The sequence below is a fragment of the Ruthenibacterium sp. genome (assembly GCF_017421385.1).
Classification (GTDB): Bacteria; Bacillota; Clostridia; order Oscillospirales; family Ruminococcaceae; genus Ruthenibacterium; species Ruthenibacterium lactatiformans.
The window spans coordinates 33,846-57,113 of the sequence record NZ_JAFOIN010000003.1 but is presented as its reverse complement, the minus strand read 5'-3'; the positions used below and the strand labels follow the sequence as shown (position 1 = coordinate 57,113).

Genomic DNA, 23,268 nt, shown 5'->3' with positions numbered 1-23,268 from the left:
ACCTCCATTTCAATGAATCTGTCCGGCCCGCATGGGCGGCCGGCTCAATGCTTGCGGTAATGCTGTTCCAGCACGGCTTCGTCCACACGGTCCAGCTCCTCGCGGGGCAGGATGGAGAGCAGGCGCCAGCCAAGGTCCAGGCTCTGGTCGATGGTGCGGTCCTCATTGGGGCCCTGGCCCAGAAATTCTTTTTCGAAGTGGGCGCCGAAATCCAGATACAGTTTATCGGTCTCGCCAAGCTCCTCTTCGCCGATGACGCTGGCCAGGTCCCGCGCGTCGTTTACCTTGGCGTAGCTGGCGAACAGCTGGTTGGAAACGTCCGCGTGATCGGCACGGGTGTAGCCTTCGCCGATGCCGTCCTTCATCAGGCGGGACAGGCTGGGCAGAACACTGATGGGCGGATAAACGCCCTGCTGGTCCAGGTAGCGGTCCAGCACGATCTGCCCTTCGGTGATATAGCCTGTCAAATCGGGGATGGGGTGTGTGATATCGTCGTTGGGCATCGTCAGAATGGGAATCTGCGTTACGCTGCCCTCGCGCCCCTCGATAACGCCCGCGCGCTCGTACAGGCTGGCGAGGTCGGAATAAAGATAGCCCGGATAGCCCTTGCGGCCCGGGATCTCGCCCTTGGAGGATGAGAATTCGCGCAGCGCTTCGGCGTAGCTGGTCATATCCGTCATCACCACGAGGATATGCATGCCCTGCTCGAAGGCGAGGTATTCGGCCGCTGTCAGCGCGCAGCGCGGCGTGAGGATGCGCTCTACGATGGGGTCGGACGAGAGGTTCAAAAACATTGTAACACGGGACAGCGCGCCGGATTCTTCAAAGCTGCGGCGGAAATATTCCGCCACGTCCTTGGTCACGCCCATGGCGCAGAACACCACGCCGAAGTTGGCACCCTCATCCTCACTCAGCTTGGCCTGCCGCACGATCTGCGCGGCAAGCTTGTTGTGGCTCATGCCGCTGCCGGAGAAGATGGGCAGCTTCTGGCCGCGGATCAGCGTAATAAGGCTGTCGATGGAAGAAATACCCGTGCGGATGTAGTTGCGCGGATAACTGCGGGAGACAGGGTTGATGGCGCTGCCGTTGATATCCTCGAAGCGCTCGGCGTAAACAGGGCCGAGGCCGTCGATGGGTTCGCCCGCGCCGTTGAAAATGCGGCCCACGATCTCGGGCGCGAGCGCCAGGCGCATGGGGCTGCCCGTAAAGCGGCTGGCCGTGCCTGAAAGCGTCATGCCGCTGGTGCCCGCAAACACCTGGATGACGGCGCGCTCGCCTTCCAACGCCGCGATGCGGCCCAGGCGCGTGCCGGTGGCGGTTTTCATCTCCACCATTTCCTCGAAGCCGACGCCTTTTACGCCGTCCACCGCGACAAGCGGGCCGTTGATGTCAGAAAGGCCCAAATATTCCATTGCCATATGCAAACGCTCCTTTCCGTTCAGCCCGCCGCAGGGGTCTGCTTTGCAAGCAGCTGCGCGCACATATCGTCCAGCTCCTTGTTGTACTCGCCGAACATTTCCGGCTTGTCGTTGGGAATCTCATACTTTACCTTTACCAGCTTGTCGAACAGCCCCGCTTCGGCCATGGCACTGACGGGAACGCCCTTGTCCACCAGCTCCACGGCGCGGTCATACAGGTGGAGAATGGCCTCCATCATCCACATCTGTTTGTCCAGCGGCACATAGGTGTCGTTTTTGTGGAAAGCGTTCTGCTGCAGAAAGCCCGTCCGGATGACGCGCGCCGTCTCAATGACGACCTTCTGGCTGTCGGGCAGCACATCCGAGCCGATGAGCTTGACGATCTCCATCAGCTTGTTTTCCTCGCTGAGCAGGCCCAGGATGCGGCCGCGCATGGTGCAGAACTTTTCACCCAGATGCTCGGTGTAGTAGGGGTCCAGGTCTTCGTAATATTCGCTGTAGCTCATGGTCCAGTTGATGGCGGGGTAATGGCGCGCGTAGGCGAGGCTTTTGTCCAGCGCCAGAAAGCAGCGCACGAAACGCTTGGTGTTCTGGGTGACGGGCTCCGAAAAATCGCTGCCCTGGGGCGAAACCGCGCCGATGATGGACACGCTGCCCGCCGCGCCGGAAAGGGACTGCACGCAGCCCGCGCGCTCATAGAACGCGGCCAAGCGGCTGGGCAGGTAGGCGGGGAAGCCCTCTTCGGCGGGCATCTCCTCCAGACGGCCGGAGATCTCGCGCAGCGCTTCTGCCCAGCGGGACGTGGAATCCGCCATCATGGCCACGTCGTAGCCCATGTCGCGGTAGTATTCCGCCAGCGTGATGCCCGTGTAGATGGACGCCTCGCGTGCGGCCACGGGCATATTGCTGGTATTAGCGATGAGCACCGTGCGCTCCGTCATGGGCTTGCCGCTTTTGGGGTCGATCAGCTCGCGGAATTCGTTCAGCACCTGCGTCATCTCGTTGCCGCGCTCGCCGCAGCCCACATAGATGATGATGTCCGCGTCGCTCCACTTGGCAAGCTGGTGCTGCGTCATCGTCTTGCCGGTGCCGAAGCCGCCGGGAATGGCGGCCGTGCCGCCCTTTGCAATGGGAAACAGCGTGTCGATGACGCGCTGGCCCGTGATGAGCGGACGGCCGATGGGCTCCCGCGCGGCCACGGGACGGGGCGTGCGGATGGGCCACTTTTGTGCCAGACAAACGGTCTTTTCCTCACCGGAGGCCGTCGTTATCTTACAGATGGGGTCCGTCACGGTATATTGGCCGTTTTCAGCGGCCCAGGTAACGACGCCGGAAATATCCGGGGGCACCATGCTTTTGTGGGTGATGATGCTGGTCTCCGGGCAGGTTGCGACGACGGTGCCGCCCGAAACGCTGTCGCCGGGCTTGACGGTGACGGTCACATCCCACCTGCGGGCCATATCCAGGCTGTCCACATGGACGCCCGTGGCGATGAACGCGCCGTTTTTTTGGGCGATATCCGTGAGCGGACGCTCGATGCCGTCAAAAATATTTTCCATGATGCCGGGCCCGAGCGTGGCGGAGAGCGGCGCGCCGGTGCCCTTGACGGGCTCACCCACCAGCAGGCCGGTGGTGTTCTCGTACACCTGGATGGTGGTGCGCGCTTCGCTGACGCTGATGACCTCGCCGATGAGGCCCGCGTTTCCGACGTACACCATCTCCGCCATGCCGAACGTGCTGGTATCCTTCACCGTGACGACAGGCCCGTTGATCGAATAAATTACATCTTTCATAGGCTTGCTCCTAATTCCAGGCCGTCCGGAAAAAACGCTTGAAAAAACGGCTTTTCCGGCAGCGGCCCATACTCGTTTGCGCGCCTGCGCGCCCGGATGGGCGCGCAGGCGCGCGTTACTCCACCCGCAGCTTGCAGCGCGTCAAAAAGGCGGCGCGCTCGGCTGCGGCGGCGAAATCCAGCGTTTCGTCGTACAGGATATGCTGTGTCTCCAGCTTGACGCCGCCCAGACGGATGGAACCGTCCACGGCGATATCCGCCGAGGGCAGGGCCTTTTTCACCACGGGGGCCAGCAGCGCCTCGTCGGCACGGCGCAGGCGCACCGTGCATTTGCCGGAAATTTCCGGTGCGCGCCTGGCCAGCGCGTCCGCCACGCGCTGGGCGTAAGCGGGTGTCCCGGTGTACTCCTCCAGCGCTTCTTCCATTTCGGCAAACAGGCCGTTCACAAGCTGGCTGCGGTACACCAGCAGCTTTTTGCGGTTGTCCTGCTTGACCGAGGCCATTTTGCGGGCCAGACGGTTCTTGGCCTCTTCCCGGTAGGGGATGAGCGGGTCGCCCCGGTGGCCCTCCATCAGCTTGTCAAAGTTGGCGTCCCCCTGGCGCCTGGCGTCGTCGATGATGCGCTGCGCCTGCGTTTTTGCCGCTTCAATGACAGAGTCCTCGAACTCGGAGTATTGCTCCGGCGTTTCCATGCTGCGCGCGGCGCGCTGCTGCTCGGCTGCTTTCTTATTCATGCTCGTCACCTCAAATTTTAACGCCCACGACCTCGGAGATATAGCGTTTGATGCTGTCGCCGGGGTTCGAGTCGCTGTGGCGGTCCGGCATTTCGACGATGAGCGGCCGCTTGCGCGTGAGCTTGTATTCAAATACGACCGCGGAGCATTTCGCGACCAGCTTGTCGGTGATGAGCACAAGGCCGATGTCCGGGTCCGCACAGGCCTTGTCCAGCGCCGCGCGCACTTCGTCCTCTTCGTGCACCACGACGCCTCTGACGCCCACCAGCCGCATGCCGGCCAGCGTGTCCACGTTGTCGCTGATCAGGAAATATTTCATGGCTTAAAACTTGGTGATGATGAGGATGGCGATGAGCATGCCGTACAGCGCGATGCCTTCGCCCAGAACCACGAAGATCAGCGCTTTGCCGAAGCTCTTCGGGTCCTCGGTGAGGGCGCCGATGGCGGCGGGCGCGCCGGAACCGACGGCAATGCCGGCGCCGATGCCGGCGACGCCCACGGCCAGGGCGGCGGCGATCATGCCGATGCCCATATTGTTGTCGGGAGCGGCGGCTGCGGTCTCGCCGTCGGCGGCGAAGGCCATGCTGGAAAAGGCGCACGCCAGTGCGAATACGGCAATCAGTACCAGAAAGGTGCGGGCAAACTTTTTAACATTCATCTTTTTCATAACAGATACTCCATTCTGCCGCAAAGCGGCGTTGTGTTGATATAAAAAATAATAGCGCAGCTACTATTTTTTACACGCATCCGGGCACTTTGTGCCCGGGCGCTTGAAATCTTAGGCCGTGGGCCGGGACGGCCCACAGGACCGTTTTTTATAGCTTTGCTGTGCAAAGCTATAAAAAAATCTATTCACAAACCCCGGAGCCGTCCGGGCGGGGTAGCAGAAAAGAAGCTGCGTACGGCAGCGGTGCGGCCCATGCGCACAGAGGTTCATTCGGCCTTGTCCGCGGCTGGGTCCAGAGAGATTCTGAGCGGGGCGAAGGGAACGCCGTTCGCGTCGAAAAAGCGGCTGAAGATCTCATAGAACTCCAGGCGCAGCACCTGAATGCCTACGAACAGCGCCTCCAGCGCCATGACGAACACGTTGCCTACGGCGACGATGAGCACATAAAATACACCGCCCGTCATATTGGCCAGCGTGAACACGACGGTCATCATGCCCGCGTGAACCAATACGAACCCGCCCACACGCAGAAAGCTCATGGTGTTGGAGGCAAAGCTCAGCACGGTGTCGAACATCTCAAAAAAACCATTGAGAAGGATATCGCCCACCGAGCCCTCGGGCTTTTCGCCGGCGCACAGCGCGCTCAGCGGCTCGGCAAAGTACATCAGGAAGAACGGCACCGCGATGCACAAGATAAGATACGGCACGCTGCCCACGAAGGGAAGCTCCATGCCCAGCATCGGCAGCAGAAGCGCGATGAGACTGACGTAGAACACCAGCCCGGAAACGCCGTTTACGGAAAAGATGGTCTTTGCAATGATGTGCTTGCGCAAATTGGAAATGATGCCCGTGACGATGGCGGAAACGATGATGAGCACGCCCGCCACCACGCTGGCGATGAGGATGTTGTTGATGCCTTCGGGAGCCAGTACTTCCAGCGGCTTTTCAGCAAAGCCCAGCGCGTGGAACATCGGGTCCAGCACATGCTCGTAGCCGAACACGCTGCCGTACAGAAAACCGAAAATAACGCTGAAAACGCTGCACCGTGCTACCACGCGCCCAAGCTCCATGTGCATTTTTTTCCACATGACGAAATAGGCGATAAGGCCCAGCAGCAAGCCTTGGCCGACGTCGCCGAACATGATGCCGAACAGAAGCGCGTAAGTGACGGCCACAAAGCCGGTGGGATCCAGATCTCCATAGCCGGGCAGGCCGTACATGGTGATGAACATTTCAAATGGCCGGGCGAACCAGTTGTTTTTCAGCTTGACGGGAGGCTGGCGGTCCGGAGCGCCGTCCACGGCATCGGCTTCGTCGTCCTCGCAGGCTTTCACGCCGTGCACCATCAGCAGCCCCTGCTTCAGGCGTTCTACATCGCTTTCCGGCACATACCCGCTGATATAATACGTGTGCTCCAGCGTGATGACATACTTGCGCATGTCGAAGATCTGCATCTCATAGTTGAGCCAGGAGGCGTATTCGCGCAGGCGCTCGATGTCTGCGGGCGCGGCGATGTCGCTCATGTTGTCCAGCTCTTTCTGCTCGGCCTGCAGTTCGCTTTCCTGCGTCATGATCTGCGCCAGCGCGTCCTGAGGCGTGCCGTGCACAAAATCCGGCACCCACATGCGCTCGAAGTACAAGTTGGCGAAGATATCGTCCACTTCTTTGGCGTGGCTTTCGGGCACGAAGTACATACCCCAGTAATACTCGCCGTCAAAGTCGTACTCACTGAAGGTGAACGAGTGGTCGTCGTAATACGGCAGCTTCAGGTAGCTGTCCTTGGGGATGCGCCCGAAGCGCACCTTCAGGTATTTGCAGGCGAAGATCTCGTCCACGCTTGTATGCAGGCCTGTCAGATGGTACAGCTGCGTTTTTGTCTGGGCATAGGTGGCCAGCTTTGCGCTGATCTCAGCCTGGCGCTTGCCGCGCTCAGCTACCTGGGCGGAAAGCGCCTCCACCTCGTCCTTCACCGCGCCGTATTCGAAGAACCTGCCGCGGTATTCCTGCAGAGCGGGATCTCCGCCCACGTCCTTGATGAGCCCGAGCGTGCTGGCCAGCAGCGGCGTGTACAGGTTTTCCGCCGCGCCCGCCGCTGCGTTGATGCGCTCGGCGTCCTTGTCGGGGTGGAAACACGCCAGCTTGGCAAGCACTTCAAGCGTCTGCTGGGGGTCCTGCTCCGGCCCGTAGATGTTAATGTGCTTCATTTTTACCATGCCCATGCTGTGGTACCTCGCTTCTTTTCAATTGCTCCCGCGCCCCGGCGCGGGGAAGGGGATGGCCGCGGCGTCCGGCTGCCGCGATACGGTCAGTATTTCAAGAAGGCGCTGATCTGCTCCGGCGAAAGGCCGTAGCGCACGCCCTCGATGACGTTGATGATATTGCTGCGCTCCAGATTGGCCAGGCACAACAGCGCGGCAAGCACCGTCTGCGGCGTGCTGGAAAAATGCAGCAGCTTCTGCGCGGCGCGGTACAGAGCGCGCGTTTCGGATACTTCGGAGGCATCCGCCGGGTCTGCCGAGCGGGCGCCGTATACCTGTCCCGCGCGGCCCGCATTGTACAGCTTCAAAAATTCGTCCAGCCCCCGGGTATCGGCCAATGCGTTCATGTTTTTGGCCGAGAGCACGCCGTACACCGGTATAAGGAGCTTTTTCAAGTCTTCGGGTGTGAGCTGGGGGCTGAAAAACGCTTTGGCGCGGAACAGGAGGTCCAGGTTGTAGATCTCCGCTTCCATACGGAACAGGCGCTTTGTGTCCGCTGCGCTGCGGCCGGAGAGGTCGCGGTCGATCTGCGCCAGAACAGTGGTGTAGAAGTAAGACTGAAACGCATGCTCGCATTTCAGATAATCAAGCTTCTGGCCCGCGGCGGGCAGCACGCCGGCCAGCACCTTGGCGTAGGGCGTGCCGGCCACTACCTCAAGGCAGTCCTGCGCGCTTTCGGCCTTGGCCAGCCTGAGCAGGCTGAAGCTGGTTTTGGGCATCAGAAAGCCGGGCACCTGGATGATATAATGATGCCGGAAGCCCATGGACAGAAGCCGCAGCTTGGCAAGAAGCTCGTTGATCTCGCTGCGCATTAAAAAATACGCTCCGAACTTGCCCTTGCGGAAGCTGTAGCGCATCAGCGATTCGTATTTGTAATAAACGTCCTTGCTGAGTGCCTCTTCGATCTGCGCGCGGTGCAGGTTGGTTTGGGAAAGCCCTTTCAGGCTGTCCTTAAAATAGGGATGGCTCTGCAGCGCGGCCGTCACCTCAATGACGCTGCGCTTGCGCATCAGCTCCAGGTAATCGCCGTGCGAAAGGCGGCGTGCGGCGATGGCCTTGGCCTTGGGTACGATGGCAAGCGCGGACAGATTTTCAAGCATGGCCTTTTCGCCCCTTTCTGTTATGCGTAGCGCGCGTCACAGCGCGGCCAGCGTATTTTGTGTGATCTCGGCCAGCCATGCGTCATGCCCGGCCTCAAAGGCGTTGTCCAGCGCATGCTTGGCGTCCAGATAGGCGGCGTCCATACGCTCGCTCTCGCGGGCCTCGCGCTGGGCGAATTCCTCATCGATGGCGGCGCGTCCCTTATCGGCCTCGGCTTCGCGGCGGGCGATCTCAGCATCGGCGCGTTTTTTGGCATCTGCCAGAACAGCCTGCTTTTCCTGCTGGGCCTGCTCGATGATCTCGCGGGCCTTGCGGTCTGTTTCAATGATGCGGTCTACAAATTTTTCCATGATATCCCTCCCGCAATGTTGTATACTATATAAATAGGAAATAAAGCGATATTACTTACCTACTTTACTCCCATTCTTCGGAAATATCAATATTATACATCTGCCAAAGTTTTGTCAACCCTTCCTGGCAGATGTTGCCATTTTGTACAGTATTTCTGTAGGAATGTTTTTGAACGAAAAACAAATGTGTTTTGAATCCTGCCATCTGTGTGTGGAATGCGGGCATTTTTCCGGCTGAAAGCACGCAGCTAAAAAAATGGAACGAACGCAAACGCCCCCGAAACGCGCGCGGCGTTTCAGGGGGCGTGTTCTTTGCGGGATGTGCGTCCGTATATACGGTGCGGCAGGCGCGTTCTTCTTATGCGGGGTTCGGTCGTTCCAGCCGGAGCGCGGGCTGCCCGTCCGCGCCGTCGTACAGGGCGGTCCCGCAGAAGCCCTGTTCCAGCAGGCGGGAGACCGCCAGCGTGTCCGCCAGAGGGATGTGCACACGCCGTACGGCGTCTTCATTCGGCGTTCCCGGGGCAGGCTGCCGAAGGCCGGGCGGCGTCAGCAGGTAATGCGGGCGCAGCGCCGCCAGCGGGCGCACGAGGAACAGCGTAAAGCCCGCCTCGAAAAAGCCGTCCAGCAGCAGGCCGCCCGTTTTGACGGGGACTGCGGCGGCGAGCCTTTTTTCGGGGGAGGCACAGGGCGGCCAGAGGCGTTCGCCCAGCAGGGAAAGAAAGCGCCCGGCAAAGGCCCGGCCCTCGGGCGTGGCGGCGGGCGGCAGCAGAAAACGGGCCGGAAGGCGCGCGGGTGCCAGCGCGCCGCGCAGAGCGGCAGCCTGGGGCGTGGCGGAACGGGCGGGTACACAGGCGCAGCAGACAACCAACTCTCCGCCCAGAAAACCGCCCCACCATTCGCCTTCGCCAAACAGCGCGGCAAGCGTTTCGCGTGTGCCCCAGGCGGCGTCGCGCCCGCAAGCGCCATACAGCGTGCAAATAGCCGCAAGGTCCATCAATACCAGCCGCCGCACAGTGAAGCGCGGCGGCACAGGATACAGTGAATGCTCCATAAAATGATTCCTCCCAGTTGAAAATGACGGCAGGCCTTTTTGTGCCGCTCGCCGTGCCGCGCGGGAGCGCCGGGACGGAAAACTGCCGCGGGCAAGCGGGCGCAGCCCGGTGCTATAACCCATATGCGTGCCGCTTTTGTTTTATGCGGGTGGATTTTTACACGCCGGCATGCTACAATAAGAAAAACGACAGGCTTGCCCCGCCGGGAGGAAACGTATGAAACTGCCAAAGATTTTTTTCCGCAAGCTCATCATCGGCGCTGTGCTGTTGGCCATCGCCACCGGCATGACGGCGTTTATTAAGGAATCCCTCGATACGCAGGACCCGGAATCCGCGCTGCCCATCATTACAGTTCTGTATGGGGATGAGGAGCTTGTTCCGGACAAGGAGGTGCGCCGGGCGGGTTGGGAATGGAATTTTTTCCTGACACAGGAAAAAACGCCGCTGCTCTCGCCGGAGGACGTGCCGCTGCAGCCTGTGGACGTGATGCCGGGCGCACAGATGCGCATTCTGTTCACCAAGGAACCTTCGGAGCTGCGGGTGATGCGTGCCGTCAGCGATAAGCCGACGGAATATCTGGAGCTTTCGGATGCGGGCGGCGGCCGTTTCAGCACACCCACCACGCCGGGCCTCTATTTTTATAAAGTACGGGCGGAATGGTCCGGCCGGGGCTTTATCCAATATTATTTTGCTTTGCAGGTGCGTGAGCTGCAAATATAATGAAAAGGCCGTTCCCGTGGGAACGGCCTTTTCACGGCTTTTGCGGAATGGCATGCCATACTTATGTGCCGGGAGCCGTCAGCTCACGTGCGCCTGCGCGGTACCATTTTGTTTTGCGCATGCCCAGGTAGAGCAGCAGCATCACAAAGGCCGCGGCCAGCGTGTCGCTGAGGTAATGCCGCCCGATGACGAGCCTGCACAAGGCCATAAAGGCCACATAGGCCCAGCAAAGCGCCCATACCAGCGTGCGGCGGCGGTTCCACTTGAGGCAGACGTCACAGGCCAGTGTCAGGATGAACACACTGCACGCGGCAGCCGTGTGGCCGGACGGAAAGCTGGAACCGCCGTTGCCGAACGGCTGCATCCAGCTTGTAAACTGTGCGAACGCGCCCTCGAAGCCGCCGCCCGCGGCGGTGAGCATGTCGTCAAAGCGCGTGCGCTGCCAGACAGCCTTGATAATGTTGATGGCGGCAAGCCCGGCCAGCAGATACACCGTGCCCCAAAGGCATACGAATTCCAGCTTTTTGCGCCCCCCGCTGCGGGAGCGGTACAGCGCCAGTGAGCATATACCCAGCGAAAGGCCGCCCAGCAGGACGGTCCACAGTGTGATGGAAGGGCCGGACATCCCGCGCTTTACAAGATGGTGCGCGCCCATATACAGCAGGATGCCGCTGCCGGCAACCGCCAGCAGGCCGCCCGCGGCGCGCAGCGGCATGCTTCGCGCACCGTCCAGGGCAATACAGACGCACAGCACGACGGCGGGCAAATACTGAGGAAACCAGCCGAAGGCCTCCATCAATACGGCGGGCAGGAACCCGGGTGAATACAGCGCGAGGTCGATCTCCAGATCCCAGAGTGCCGCGGCGCCCAGCCCCGCACACAGCAGCGCGGCACCCAATGCCAGGAACCAGCGGTTCGTTTTTCCTTTCAGCATGGCATGCTCCCCTCCGGCGGGCCGCTTCCGGCCGCGCCTCATTCTCAACGTTTTGCTCTATCATATCACAAAAAGAACTTTGCAACAAACCGGCGCGGGTGTATAATCGGGGTTGACAGGCAACGCCGCGCCTGCGGCAAACGGCAAAAGGAGGAAACTGCGTTATGCAATACAGAATTTTGGGAAAGACAGGTTTGAAGGTATCTGCTGTGGGTTTTGGGGGCATTCCCATCCAACGCATCGACGCACGGGGAACCCGCGCACTGATGGAACGCCTTGTGGAAAAGGGTGTGAACTACATTGACACCGCGCGCGGCTACACTGTGTCGGAGAGCTATCTGGGCGAGGCATTGTCCGGTGGTCTGCGGGAGAAGTTCATTCTTGCAACGAAATCCATGTCCCGCGGTTACGCGGACATGGCGCGGGACATCGGCATCAGCCTGAGCAACCTGAGGACGGATTATATCGACCTGTATCAGCTGCACAATATAAAGTCTGATGCTGATTTTGAGCTGGCGTTTTCTGCTGAGGGCGCCGTGGCTGCCATTCAGGACGCCATCCGGGCGGGCAAGGTCGGACATCTCGGCGCAACAGCTCACTCGGTGGACAGCTTCGAGCGGCTGCTCTCCTATCCGGAGATCGAGACCATCATGTTCCCATATAATATCGTTGAAAGCCAGGGTGAAGCGTTGATGGAGCGTGCGGCCGCGCAGAACGTGGGGGTCATTGCGATGAAGCCGCTGGCGGGCGGCAACATCACCGACGGTACGCTGGCCATGCGGTACATCCTGCAAAACAAGACCTGTACGCTGGCCATCCCCGGAATGGCCACGTTGGAAGAGATAGAGCAGAACACAGCTGCGGCGGAGCAGGACGGCCCGCTTACACCGGAGGAGTTGGCCGCATGCGAAGCCATCCGCGCCGGGCTTTCGGGCAATTTCTGCCGCAGGTGCGGATACTGTGCGCCGTGCACGGTGGGCATCGATATCCCGGGTATCTTCACGCTGGAAAACTATCTCAAGCATTACGATCTGGCGGACTGGGCCAGATCGCGCTACGAGTCTCAGACGGCAAGGGCGGGGGACTGCATCGGCTGCGGTAAGTGCGAGGCGCGCTGCCCTTACGAGCTGCCCATCCGTGAAAAGCTGAAGGACGTGGCCAAGGCGTTCGGCGCGTAGCCGCTTTACAGGCTGCTGCAGCCGGTGATAAAAGAAAAAGGCCGGAGTTCTGATTGAAAATGCAATCGGAGCTCCGGCCTTTAAACTCGAATTCCCTCCGTGAGGGGGAGCGACCGCCGGCGCAGCCTCCTTGATTGCCAGCAGCGCGGTTTCAATCCACGCTCCCCGGGAAGGGAGCGGCAGCTTTCAGCATGCGGCGAATCCCTTTCCGTCGGCTTTGACGGTGGGCGGGGTACATCAGAGTGGCCGGATGGAAGGCGCCTTCTTTTTCTAGCAGCCTGAACAACTCCCGCGCGGCTTCCCGGACATGAAGGCCTCGGTATCCAGAAAATCCGCGGCCACCAGGCAGGAATAAAGCATGCGGATAAAGAACATGCCCGCTCCCGGGTTCTGCTTTGCGAAGGGGGGAGGTTGTCCGCCGGGCAGGGATACTTCCCGGGCCCAGGCGCCGTAAGGCTCCAGCCCGCCGCGGCCCGCCCGGTTGATCCGTCCCCAAAAGGTGGCGGCTTCCGGGCCGTCTCCGCGCCCGCCGCCATCCGGAAGGCCGCCGTGATGGCCTGCCACGGCGAAGGCGGCGAAGGGCTGGCCGCGCCCCATACATTCAAAAGCGCCGGCAGTGGCGTGATCCACCCGCCTGGAATCGCCCGTCAGCCGCCGCTGAAACGCAGCAGAGTATTTTCCAATGTCATGGGCCGTCCCGGCCAGCAGCCCCTGTGCCTCGCCGCCGAAAGGGCGGGAAAACTCCGCCGCCAGATGCTCGAAAACCGTTTGTTCCCGTCCGTCCTCCGCGATGTGTGCAAGAAATTTATTTTCCATAGCCGCTCTTTTCTTGGCAGCCCGGCACGAGCGCCTTGCGGTGGGCCGCAGGGATGGGTGAACAAAACATGTGGCTGAACAGAATCGCCTGTATTTGTTGTTATTTCCAGTATGTATTAGTATTTGTTGAAATTAAAACGGAAAAATAGGGAAATAAATTTGAGAATTTTATCGCTTTTTACAAAACACAGGTCGGCCCTGTCTGCCGTGGGGGCGTTGCTTGAAGGCTTGCATGCGGTGGAAAAGGCAAAACAGAGCGGCAGCCCGTTCCCTGCCGACGGCCTGCCGCTGTATTGCCGGTTATTCTATTTCCGGATGGTATTTCTGCCGTGTGGCCGCGCCGCCGCGCAGATGACGCTCCTCTTTATTCACGCGCAGCACCTTCTGCACCTCGTCGTACAGAGTGTGATTCTGCTTTTCCAAACGGTATGTAATATCCTTGTGCACTGTAGATTTGCTGATGCCGAACGCTTTGGCCGCGCTGCGCACGGTGGCGCCGGTCTCCGTGATGTATTCGCCCAATTGCACCGCCCGCTCCTCCGGATTGCCCTTCATGCCGCAACAACTCCCTATTTGTGTTTGTTGCATATATATGGCGGCTTCGGGCGGTTTATGCGGACAAAGCGAAGAGAAAGGCCGGCGTACAGTAAAATGTGAACCGTCCGCCGCGGCAGCAGCGGCCTGCCATAAGCGGCCGAAGTGCAATGTGCAGCCGCGGTGGTACGGATTTTGGAATTTTAAGCAAAATATGCAATGCTTCTTTTGGAAGCGGACAAAACCTGTGTTGTTTTTTATAGATAAAAAAACTATGATAATAACAAAGCACAAGCCGCGGCGGCACGCCGCGCGGCGCACAAGCACCGGCTTTTGCCGTCACTTCTATTTGGAAAGGGAGCCCCCATATGAAAGAGCATTACAACAAGGTCCTGCGGGACAGCGACGCCCGTGTCGCACGCTTTATGGAGATTCAGATCCTGGACCGGAACGACCCGTTTTTTGGCGGATTCCCCTCGGCGGACAGCATTGCGGAGCCGAAGGTGGCCATCTATCATCTGACGACCATGACGGCCTGCTGCCTGAACGCGGACAGCAAATGGCATCTGGACGCAGAGGTGCTCCGGCGCATTTTGCTGGCGCTGGATTATGTGCGCCGCTCCCAGCGGCCGGGCGGCTATTTCGACCTCGTCAACTGCAACTTTTTTTCCGGCCCGGACACGGCTTTCTGCACGAAGCGGCTGCTGCCCGTGTACGTATATCTGCGCCGGATCGCGGAGGGTGCGCAGGCGGCGGACGCGGCGGAAAAAGATGTGTGCGCGCAGCTGCTGCCGCTGTATGAAGCCATTGTGAAAGATGCCGCCGAAGCACTGACACACTGCGGTTTTCATACGCCGAACCACCGCTGGGCCATCGCATCGGTACTGATGATGTGCCACAGGCTGCTGGGCGGCGAGACGTACAAAAAGGCCGCGGACGCTATTTTGCTGGAAGGCAGCGACTGCAACGCAGACGGCGAATATGCGGAGCGCTCGGCGGGCAATTACAACCGGATCAACAACGACGCGATGATCATGCTGGCCGTGGCCACGGGCGACGACGCTTATTACGAACCTGTGGTGCGGAACCTGACCATGATGCTCACCTATATCGAGCCGGACGACAGCATCTTTACGAACAACTCCACCCGGCAGGACCGGGGGCGCAAGATCTATCCCAAAGACTATTACTTTGAGTATCTGTATATGGGCGACGTGCTGCAGAAGCCGGAATTTCTGGACGCGGCGAATGAGATCATAGCGGCAGTGGACCGCCACGGCCTGAAGGCCATGGATTGCCTGATCCAGTTCATGCTGCAGCCCCGCCTGGCCGCGCTGGAGCACGCGGGCAGCGGTTTCCCGGCGGATTATCACAAATTTTACAAGGGCAGCGAGATCGTACGCTGCCGCCGGAAGGGGTATTCCTACACCATCATCAACCACAGCGCGGGCTTTTTGTATTTCCAGAACGGCGATTTTACTGTGAGTATGCACATCGGCGCCAGTTTCTGTGAGCACCGCAGCTTCATCCCCGAGACGCTGGCCTCCACGGGCGAAAACGCCTATGCGCTGCACCAGACCATGACGGGCTGGTATTATCTGCCGTTTGAAGAAAAGCCGGAGACCAGCGACTGGTGGAAAATGGACCACACGAAGCGCGCGCAGCTTCACGGGCCGGATATGATATTCGATGTGGAGGTCACCGAGGCGGAGAACGGCATTGACGTGCACATCGTCAACACCGGGATCGACCGTGCGCCTCTGCGTGTGGAGCTTGCGTTCGACGCGGGCTGCCGCGTGGAGACGGAGCATTTTGCCGCGGACGGCGCGGAGGGCGGCGGTATCGTCGCCAAATCCGGAACGCTGACGGCCTCCAGGGGAAGGTACGCCATCGAGGCGGGCCCGTGCTTCGGCGCGCACGGCTTCACAGCGGGTAAGTTTGGAAGCATGAAGCGCACCGAGGGCTGCTATACTGTGTATTTGACGGATTACAGCTGTTTTGAGCACACCATCTCTCTGCGGGCGAAACCCAGCCTTCACGATTGAGACCCCTGAAAAAAACGAAACGCATTGCCCCGGCGGATGCCGGGGCGTTTTTTGAAGAAGCGGAAAAGCCGTGTGCATCCGGAAAAATTTTTTGTGTAAAAAATGGCGGATCCGCTTGCTATTTTGGAGCAGCCGTGCTAATTTATAAGTATCATTCGAATGTTCCCGGGCGCGTTGTGTGCTTCGGGAAGGCCGGAAAGGTCTTTTCAACTGAATACGCGGATAGAGGCGCGGGACTCATGCGTACCCGGAACAATGGCCAGGCAGCCGTTTCGGGGAGAGGGGGAACCGCCGAAGGAGCAGCCGCCTGCCTGGGCGGCGTATCCTGGGCCGTGGGAGAATATCCTGCGGACTGTCACAAAATTTGTGGAGCGCTATCCAGACGCATCTTCCAGCGGAGGCTGCGTCCGGTTGCCCTGTGCGCTCTATGCGCACAGGGCTTTTTGTTTTTTCCAGCCTGTGTCCGTGTGTCGGAGCGGAGGGCCTGCGGCAGAACACAGGAGGAGGAACAGTATGAAAAAAAGGATTCGGCTGCTGCCCATGCTGGCGGCGGTGCTGGTGCTGGCGGTTTTGTGCGCGGCGCCGGCTTTTGCGGAAAGCGGCGCGCAGGACGAACCGGGTTCGCGCATGGTGGAATGCGCGGAATGCGGCGGCTCGGGCGCTTGCATGGAATGCCTGGGCAAGGACGCGGCATGCGGGGCGTGCGGCGGGAAAAACATCTGCGGGGCCTGCGGCGGCTCCGGCAGGACAGAGGCGGAAAGCCGGTTTTACAATACGGCATGGTCCCTGCTGCCGCCGCTCATTGCCATCACGCTGGCGCTCATCACAAAAGAGGTGTATTCTTCACTGTTTATAGGCATTGCTGCGGGCGGCCTGCTGTATGCGAATTTCAGCTTTGAGGGCACGGTGCTGCACGTATTTCAGGGAGGCATCGTCTCGGTGCTGTCGGATGCATACAACGTCGGCATCCTGGTGTTTCTTGTCGTTTTGGGCACGATGGTCTGCATGATGAACAAGGCCGGCGGTTCTGCGGCCTTCGGACGATGGGCACAGACACATATCAAATCCCGCGTGGGCGCGCAGCTGGCTACGGTAGCGCTGGGCTGCCTCATTTTCATCGACGATTATTTCAACTGTCTGACGGTGGGCTCCGTGATGCGGCCCGTCACCGACAAGCATCGGGTATCGCGCGCCAAATTGGCGTATATCATCGACGCTACGGCGGCACCGGTGTGCATCATTGCGCCTATTTCGTCCTGGGCGGCGGCTGTGTCCGGTTTTGTGGAGGATGGAAAGGGCCTGTCCCTCTTCATCCGGGCCATTCCCTATAATTTCTATGCACTGTTCACCATCGCCATGATGGTGATGCTTGTTGTGCTGCGGGTGGATTACGGCCCCATGGCGAAAAGCGAGGCGCTGGCCGGCGGGGGAGACCTGTTCGGCGGCGGGCCGGACCCCTATGCGGGCGCAGGGGAGGCCCCGGCGGACAAAGGGCGTGTGGTTGACCTTATTGCACCCATTGCAGTGCTTATTTTCTGCTGCGTGGTGGGCATGGTGTATTCCGGCGGCTTCTTCGCAGGCGGGGAAGGCGGCGTGCTGGCGCGTTTCAGCACCGCGTTCTCAAACTCCGACGCGTCGGTAGGGCTGATGCTTGGGTCCGCATTCGCTCTGGTGTTCAGCTTCGTTTATTATATGCTGCGCCGGGCAATGTCCTTCCGCGAGATGATGGGCTGCATCCCGGACGGCTTTAAGGCGATGGTGCCTGCCATTATGATCCTCACATTCGCATGGTCGCTGAAAGCCATGACGGATTCTCTGGGCGCGAAATACTTTGTGCGGGACCTTGTGAAAAGCGGCGCGGAAGGCATGCAGATGTTCCTGCCGGCCATCGTGTTCCTGATCGGCTGCCTGCTGGCTTTTGCGACAGGGACAAGCTGGGGAACGTTCGGCGTGCTCATCCCCATCACCATGGCGATCTTCCCTCTGGACGACCCCATGGGAATCGTGTGCATTGCCGCATGTATGGCGGGCGCCGTGTGCGGCGACCATTGTTCGCCGATCTCCGACACAACGATCATGGCCTCTGCGGGTGCCCAGTGCGACCATGTCCAGCATGTCTCCACACAACTGCCCTATGCAATAACGGCGGCAGCCGTTTCCTGCATCTCTTATGTGGCGGCGGGTCTGCTGGTGCATTTCGAGCTGCCGGGTCTGCTGGCGCTGCCGTTCGGGTTGGCTCTGATGGCCGGTTTCCTGCTCTGGAAGAAAAAAAGCGGCACACGCTGACACATATTGGGACGAAAGGCCGTCCGCGGCGCATACCGCGGACGGCTTTTTAATTGCAGAGCGGTGAAAAGACTGCCCAAACGGCTCGCCGGATGGCATGAAAAACGGCGGGGCTTTTGATGTGCAAGAAATACAATGTACTTGATGCGCGTAAGAGGGTATTCTTTATTGTAATGGAATTGCTGGAAAAGGCCGGGCGGAAAGCGCCCTGCCGGAGCCGCACCGTCAGGAAAGAAAGCAGGGAGGGAAGCCGGTATGAAAAACCATTTTGTACATACGCCGTGCGGGCCCGTACAGGGCGCGGCGGGCGGAGCGGACGGCGTGTCCGTATTCCGCGGCATACGGTACGCCACGGCAGGGCGCTGGGAATATCCCCGGCAGGTGACGCATTGGGACGGCGTGTATGACGCCGCCAATTTCGGCGCGTGTTCGTTTCAGCCGCGCGCGTTCTACAGCGAAGAAGACGTGCCGGAAAAGGCGTTTTATTACAACGAATTCCGTCGGGGCGAACACTACGATTACAGTGAGGACTGCCTGTTTTTAAACATTTGGGCTCCCGACGACGCAAAAAACGCGCCCGTGCTGTTTTATATTCACGGAGGCGGATTTTTGGGTGGGTGCGGCCATGAAAAGCATTTTGACGGCACGGCCTGGTGCAAAAAGGGCGTTGTTGCCGTCACCATCAATTACCGTCTGGGCCCTATGGGCTTTTTGTGCCTGCCGGAGCTTGCCGCCCGGGACGGGCATACGGGCAACTACGCAATGTTTGACCAGATGGCCGCGCTGTGCTGGGTGCGGGACAATATCGCCGCTTTTGGCGGCGACCCGGGCCAAGTTACTCTTATGGGCCAGTCCGCGGGCGCGATGAGCGTACAGCAGCTTTGTGTTTCGCCCATGACGAACGGGCTGTTCCGCGGCGCGGTGATGATGAGCGGAGGCGGCGTTTCCAGACTGCTGGGCGCGGCGCAGAAAGCGGAAGAAGCGTATCCGTTCTGGCAGGCGGTGCGGCAGAAGCTGGGCGCGGCAGATTTTGCGGCGCTGTGCGGCGCAGAACCGCAGGCGCTGTTCGCGGCGTTCGCCGAGGCAAGGAAAGAACAGAAGAACCCCATGGCCGGGTGCGGCCCGGTGGTGGACGGCGTATTCCTTACGGAAAGCGCGGCGGAAGCTGCAAAAGCAGGGCGGCAAAAGAACATCCCGTACCTGATGGGCTCCACCAGCGAGGACGTTGTGCCGCCCATCGTGCATAAAATGGCAAAGGGCTGGGCGCGGTTGCAGGCGGACCAGGGCAAACAGCCCAGCTATGCCTATTTCTTCAGCCGTCAGCTGCCCGGAGATGAAAAAGGTGCGTGGCATTCGGCAGACCTGTGGTATGCGTTCGGCACGCTGGACAGCTGTTGGCGGCCTTTCACGGAATGGGACCGGGCTTTGTCCGAAGCGATGGTGTCGTACCTGACGAATTTTGCAAAAACGGGCGACCCCAACGGGCCGGGATTGGCGGAATGGCTGCCTGTGAAAAAGGGCCAGACGCAGGTGCTGCGGTTTGGAGACAGGGATATCACCATGGGCGGCGTCTCTGTTGCCAGGCTGACGCACACCATGCTCACCAAGCCAAACGTGGGCGAATGACGGGAGAGCGAGGTGCACGGTATGTATGACGCCGTCGTCGCAGGAGCGGGCCCCGCGGGAGCGGCAGCGGCCAAGGCGCTCTGTGAAGCGGGCCGCCGTGTGCTGCTGGTGGAGCGGTTTCGGCTGCCGCGATACAAATCCTGCTCTGGCATATTGATCAAAAAGTCGTTGGGGCTGGTGAAGCAGTATTTTGGCGAGGAAGTACCGTCGGCTGTCTGCTGTGCTCCGGTGGAAAACCGGGGGATGATCTTTACCGATGACAAGGGCGGGGAATATGCTTTCAGGCAGGAAGGGCGCAATGTGTGGCGCGGCGCTTTTGACGGCTGGCTCGTGGCGAAGGCGGCGGAAAGCGGAGCGGAGCTGCTGGACGGTACCGCCGCGATTGCCTGTGAAGAAGAGAACGGCGCTGTTTGGGTCACGCTGCAGAACAGGGAACGCTGTAAAGTGCGGGCAAGGTATCTGCTGGACTGCGAGGGCGTGACGGGCGCGCTGAAACGGAAGCTGGCGCCGGGCCCGGCGCAGTATATCACAACGTTTCAAACCTTTAACGAGGGCCGCATCGCGCTGGACCCGCATTATTTTTACGCCTATCTTCAGCCGGAGCTTTCGGAGTACGACGCATGGTTCAATGTGAAGGACGGCTTTCTGGTGCTGGGCGTGTCGGTGCGGGATGCGAAGCGGGCGGAATATTTTTATCGGCGTTTCCTTTCCTACATGGAGGAGCGGCACGGCCTGTGCACCGGCCGGGAGGAAAGACGCGAGAAATGGCTGATGCCCCGTATTCCGCCCGGCTGTCCCATCTATTATGGACAGGGACGCGTTTTGTGCGCGGGCGAAGCGGCGGGGTTTCTGAACCCGATGGGCGAGGGTGTCTCGGCTGCGCTGGAGAGCGGACATCATGCAGCCGGCGCGCTTATGGAGCATTGGAATGAGCCGGAGCGCGCCCTGGCGCGCTACCGGGAACGGACGAACGCCCTGCGGGCTTACATGCGGCGTCAATGGAGTTTTACCGCAGGCATGGCGGAGACGTTCCGGGAGATGAGGACGTAAGGAGACCGCCTGAACGCCGAATGACGGGAAAAACGGCAATGAACGCCTCAAAAACAGACGGCCGCTCTTGACGGCCTGCCTGCCGCCGCGTTATGCTGAATACAGCAAAGCGGTGCGTCCGGGCTGCGGCCGCACCGAAAAATGAGAGGATGTGTTTTTTTTGGAACGCAATATAAACGAGCTTGTGGCGCAGATGACGCTGGAGGAAAAGGCCGGGCTGTGTTCGGGCGCGGATTTCTGGCATTTGAAGGGCGTGGAACGGCTGGGCATCCCGGGCGTGATGGTGTCGGACGGCCCGCACGGGCTGCGCAAGCAGGACCAGGAGGCGGACCATCTGGGCATCAACGACAGCATCAAGGCGGTGTGCTTCCCGGCGGCATGCGCGACGGCGGCCAGCTTCGATGAAGCGCTGCTGGAACGGATGGGGCGGGCGCTGGGCGAGGAGTGCCGCGCGGAGGATGTGTCTGTGCTTTTGGGGCCGGCGGTGAACATCAAGCGCAGCCCGCTGTGCGGGCGGAACTTTGAGTATTTCAGCGAGGACCCGTATCTGGCGGGAAAGCTGGCGGCGGCGCAGGTGCGCGGTGTGCAGAGCTGGGATGTGGGCACGAGCGTGAAGCATTATGCTGCCAACAACCAGGAATACCGGCGCATGACGTGCTCGTCCGACATGAGCGAGCGGACGCTGCGGGAAATTTACCTTGCGCCGTTTGAGACGATCGTGAAAGAGGCGCGGCCCTGGACGCTGATGTGCAGCTACAACAAGCTCAACGGGGTGTTTGCCAGTGAAAATCCGCACACGCTCACAGAGATCCTGCGGGATGAGTGGGGGTTTGACGGATATGTGATGAGCGACTGGGGAGCGGTGAACGACCGCGTAAAGGGCCTGGCCGCAGGGCTGGAGCTGGAAATGCCATCGTCCAACGGCGTGCGGGACGCGCAGATCGTTGCGGCAGTGCGCGGCGGTACGCTGGATGAAGCGGTGCTGGACAAGGCGGTGGCACGCATTCTGAACATCGTGTTCCGCTATGCGGATGTACAGCATCCGGAGGCGAAGTTTGACCGCGCGGCACACCATGCGCTGGCGGCAGAGCTGGAAAAAGAATGCGCGGTGCTGCTGCAGAACAAGGGCGCGCTGCCGCTTGCACGGGCCGCGAAGATTGCGTATATTGGCGGCTTCGCGGAAAAGCCCCGGTATCAGGGCGGCGGCTCGTCGCACATCAATGCCAGCGCCGTGACCAGCGCGCTGGATGCGGCACGTGTGAACGGCACGGACGTTGTATACGCCGAGGGATTCCCGGCGGACCGGGACGAGACGGACGAAGCGAAGTTTGCCGCGGCGGTGGAAGCGGCGCGGGCTGCGGACGCGGCCATTATTTTTGCAGGCCTGCCCGACAGCTTCGAAAGCGAGGGCTACGACCGCAGCCATATGCGTTTGCCGGAATGCCAGGACAGGCTGATCGCGCGTGTGGCGGCGGTGCAGCCCAATACAGTGGTGGTGCTGCACAACGGAAGCCCGGTGGAATGCCCGTGGGCGGAGAGCGTGAACGCGGTGCTGGAAATGTATTTGGGCGGCCAGGGCGTGGGAGCGGCCGCGGACGCACTGCTGTACGGAGATGCAAACCCCAGCGGCCGACTGCCGGAGACGTTCCCGTATCAGCTGGAGGATAACCCCAGCCATCTGAATTTCCCGGGCGACGGTAAAAATGTGGAGTATGCCGAGGGCGTATTTGTGGGCTACCGCTACTACGACAAGAAAAAGATGGCCGTGCGCTGGCCCTTCGGCCACGGGCTTTCCTACACCACGTTCGAGTATTCAAACGTGCGCGTTTCGGCGGATGTGTTGAATGACGGCAGCACGGTGACGGTGTATGCGGACATAAAGAACACGGGTGACCGCGCGGGCAGGGAAGTGGTGCAGCTTTATGTGGCGGACCGCACCGGCACGGCGGGACGGCCGGAAAAAGAGCTGAAGGGCTTTGCAAAGGTGGCGCTGGAACCGGGCGAGACAAAAACAGTTGAGCTGAGCGTGGACGCGCGCAGTCTTTCCTGGTACAGCGAGGCGTTGGGCGGCTGGTATGCGGCACCGGGACGCTACGAGCTGCTGGTGGGGCATTCGTCCCGTGATATCCGGGGTGCGGCAGCGGTAGAGTTCCGCACAGAAAAGCTGCTGCCTTTCCATGTGGATGAAAATACCACTGTCGGAGAGCTTTTGGCTGATCCGCGCACCGCATCTTCGGTACGGCAGATGGCGCGTCAGTTTATGGACACGATCGCGCCCGCGGCGGAAGATAGCGCAGATGCCGCAAAAGAGGCGGTTTCCGACGAGATGGCCCGCCAGATGATGGACAATATGCCCTTGCGCGGCCTGCGCAGCTTCGGCGCGTTCCCGGAGGGGGCGCTGGAACGGATGATCGCAGATCTGAACGCGAAGATGGCGCAATAAAAGAGCGGGCTGCTATCCGGCCGCTTTGCTCTGGCCGCGGCCCTTGAGACAAGCTTTTCATTGCGGTTCAGGAAAAGACATTCGTGGAACGATGAGCAAAAGCCTGCCGTGCCTTTGGGTGCGGCGGGCTTTTGCTGTACAGAGTGTCTGCAGCCGTTACGGTAAGCGGGCAGCCTGGTTGAATGTACCTTAGCTTTTCAGGTGAAGCTCTTGACATTTGGGGTTAGCAGTGATAAACTTTCAATTGCGATAAGTTAGCATTAA

19 protein-coding genes and 1 riboswitch are annotated in these 23,268 nt (G+C 60.3%); of the genes, 7 read left to right on the top strand and 12 right to left on the bottom strand.

The genetic code is table 11. From position 1 onward, the window contains the following. Nucleotides 1-44 precede the first annotated feature (44 nt). The 9 genes from IIY41_RS00575 to IIY41_RS00535 form a co-directional block, all read right to left on the bottom strand. A complete protein-coding gene (locus IIY41_RS00575; protein WP_058722888.1) occupies nt 45-1,418 on the bottom strand; it encodes a V-type ATP synthase subunit B in 1,374 nt (457 codons plus the stop codon). 20 nt (nt 1,419-1,438) lie between these two features. Then, the gene (locus IIY41_RS00570) at nt 1,439-3,211 is read right to left on the bottom strand and encodes a V-type ATP synthase subunit A (protein WP_009324545.1); all 1,773 of its coding nucleotides are present in this window, start codon (nt 3,209-3,211) and stop codon (nt 1,439-1,441) included. A gap of 115 nt (nt 3,212-3,326) precedes the next feature. Beyond that, entirely contained in the window at nt 3,327-3,944 is a 618-nt protein-coding gene (locus IIY41_RS00565; RefSeq protein ID WP_117473039.1) for a V-type ATP synthase subunit E family protein, read from the bottom strand. A gap of 10 nt (nt 3,945-3,954) precedes the next feature. Then, nucleotides 3,955-4,263 carry a V-type ATP synthase subunit F gene (locus tag IIY41_RS00560; protein ID WP_009324543.1) on the bottom strand — a complete coding sequence of 103 codons (309 nt, stop codon included), beginning with the start codon at nt 4,261-4,263 and terminating at the stop codon, nt 3,955-3,957. A 3-nt stretch (nt 4,264-4,266) separates the two neighbouring features. Further along, on the bottom strand, nt 4,267-4,611 hold the full coding sequence (locus tag IIY41_RS00555) for an ATP synthase subunit C (RefSeq protein WP_009324542.1): 345 nt from the start codon (nt 4,609-4,611) through the stop codon (nt 4,267-4,269). A 266-nt stretch (nt 4,612-4,877) separates the two neighbouring features. Then, nucleotides 4,878-6,830: a V-type ATP synthase subunit I gene (locus tag IIY41_RS00550; protein ID WP_287399160.1), complete on the bottom strand. Its 1,953-nt coding sequence runs from the start codon at nt 6,828-6,830 to the stop codon at nt 4,878-4,880. 86 nt (nt 6,831-6,916) lie between these two features. Continuing rightward, nucleotides 6,917-7,969: a V-type ATPase subunit gene (locus IIY41_RS00545; protein WP_009324540.1), complete on the bottom strand. Its 1,053-nt coding sequence runs from the start codon at nt 7,967-7,969 to the stop codon at nt 6,917-6,919. Nucleotides 7,970-8,005: 36 nt separating this feature from the next. Beyond that, nucleotides 8,006-8,320 (bottom strand): hypothetical protein, encoded by a 315-nt coding sequence (locus IIY41_RS00540; RefSeq protein ID WP_117460399.1) that lies wholly within the window; start codon nt 8,318-8,320, stop codon nt 8,006-8,008. Between the two features lie 358 nt (nt 8,321-8,678). Continuing rightward, nucleotides 8,679-9,371: a hypothetical protein gene (locus IIY41_RS00535; protein WP_287399157.1), complete on the bottom strand. Its 693-nt coding sequence runs from the start codon at nt 9,369-9,371 to the stop codon at nt 8,679-8,681. A 217-nt stretch (nt 9,372-9,588) separates the two neighbouring features. Here IIY41_RS00535 and IIY41_RS00530 point away from each other — a divergent pair, with 217 nt between their 5' ends. Next, nucleotides 9,589-10,092: a hypothetical protein gene (locus IIY41_RS00530; RefSeq protein WP_009324537.1), complete on the top strand. Its 504-nt coding sequence runs from the start codon at nt 9,589-9,591 to the stop codon at nt 10,090-10,092. 61 nt (nt 10,093-10,153) lie between these two features. Here IIY41_RS00530 and IIY41_RS00525 read toward each other — a convergent pair whose 3' ends face one another. Continuing rightward, nucleotides 10,154-11,026 carry a phosphatase PAP2 family protein gene (locus IIY41_RS00525; RefSeq protein WP_287399154.1) on the bottom strand — a complete coding sequence of 291 codons (873 nt, stop codon included), beginning with the start codon at nt 11,024-11,026 and terminating at the stop codon, nt 10,154-10,156. A 164-nt stretch (nt 11,027-11,190) separates the two neighbouring features. On the opposite strand from IIY41_RS00525, the gene IIY41_RS00520 reads away from it, so the two are divergent. Further along, on the top strand, nt 11,191-12,204 hold the full coding sequence (locus tag IIY41_RS00520) for an aldo/keto reductase (protein ID WP_287399153.1): 1,014 nt from the start codon (nt 11,191-11,193) through the stop codon (nt 12,202-12,204). A 270-nt stretch (nt 12,205-12,474) separates the two neighbouring features. Here IIY41_RS00520 and IIY41_RS00515 read toward each other — a convergent pair whose 3' ends face one another. Together IIY41_RS00515 and IIY41_RS00510 are read right to left on the bottom strand one after the other, a co-directional pair. After that, entirely contained in the window at nt 12,475-13,020 is a 546-nt protein-coding gene (locus tag IIY41_RS00515; protein ID WP_287399151.1) for a CRISPR-associated endonuclease Cas3'', read from the bottom strand. Between the two features lie 300 nt (nt 13,021-13,320). After that, complete coding sequence (locus IIY41_RS00510; protein ID WP_009324533.1) at nt 13,321-13,575, bottom strand: sporulation transcriptional regulator SpoIIID; 255 nt, start codon at nt 13,573-13,575, stop codon at nt 13,321-13,323. A gap of 347 nt (nt 13,576-13,922) precedes the next feature. Here IIY41_RS00510 and IIY41_RS00505 point away from each other — a divergent pair, with 347 nt between their 5' ends. The 5 genes from IIY41_RS00505 to IIY41_RS00485 all read left to right on the top strand — a co-directional run bounded on the left by IIY41_RS00505 (nt 13,923) and on the right by IIY41_RS00485 (nt 23,004). Then, nucleotides 13,923-15,599, top strand: a complete 1,677-nt coding sequence (locus IIY41_RS00505; protein WP_055081140.1) for a hypothetical protein — start codon at nt 13,923-13,925, stop codon at nt 15,597-15,599. 215 nt (nt 15,600-15,814) lie between these two features. After that, a riboswitch (Lysine riboswitch) is annotated at nt 15,815-15,984 on the top strand. 128 nt (nt 15,985-16,112) lie between these two features. Further along, complete coding sequence (locus tag IIY41_RS00500; RefSeq protein WP_055081139.1) at nt 16,113-17,885, top strand: Na+/H+ antiporter NhaC family protein; 1,773 nt, start codon at nt 16,113-16,115, stop codon at nt 17,883-17,885. 255 nt (nt 17,886-18,140) lie between these two features. After that, nucleotides 18,141-19,511, top strand: coding sequence for a carboxylesterase/lipase family protein (locus tag IIY41_RS00495; RefSeq protein ID WP_009324530.1), 1,371 nt, complete (start codon nt 18,141-18,143; stop codon nt 19,509-19,511). Between the two features lie 21 nt (nt 19,512-19,532). Then, nucleotides 19,533-20,561, top strand: a complete 1,029-nt coding sequence (locus tag IIY41_RS00490; protein WP_009324529.1) for an NAD(P)/FAD-dependent oxidoreductase — start codon at nt 19,533-19,535, stop codon at nt 20,559-20,561. 160 nt (nt 20,562-20,721) lie between these two features. Further along, nucleotides 20,722-23,004: a glycoside hydrolase family 3 C-terminal domain-containing protein gene (locus tag IIY41_RS00485; protein ID WP_055081622.1), complete on the top strand. Its 2,283-nt coding sequence runs from the start codon at nt 20,722-20,724 to the stop codon at nt 23,002-23,004. Nucleotides 23,005-23,268: the final 264 nt, after the last annotated feature.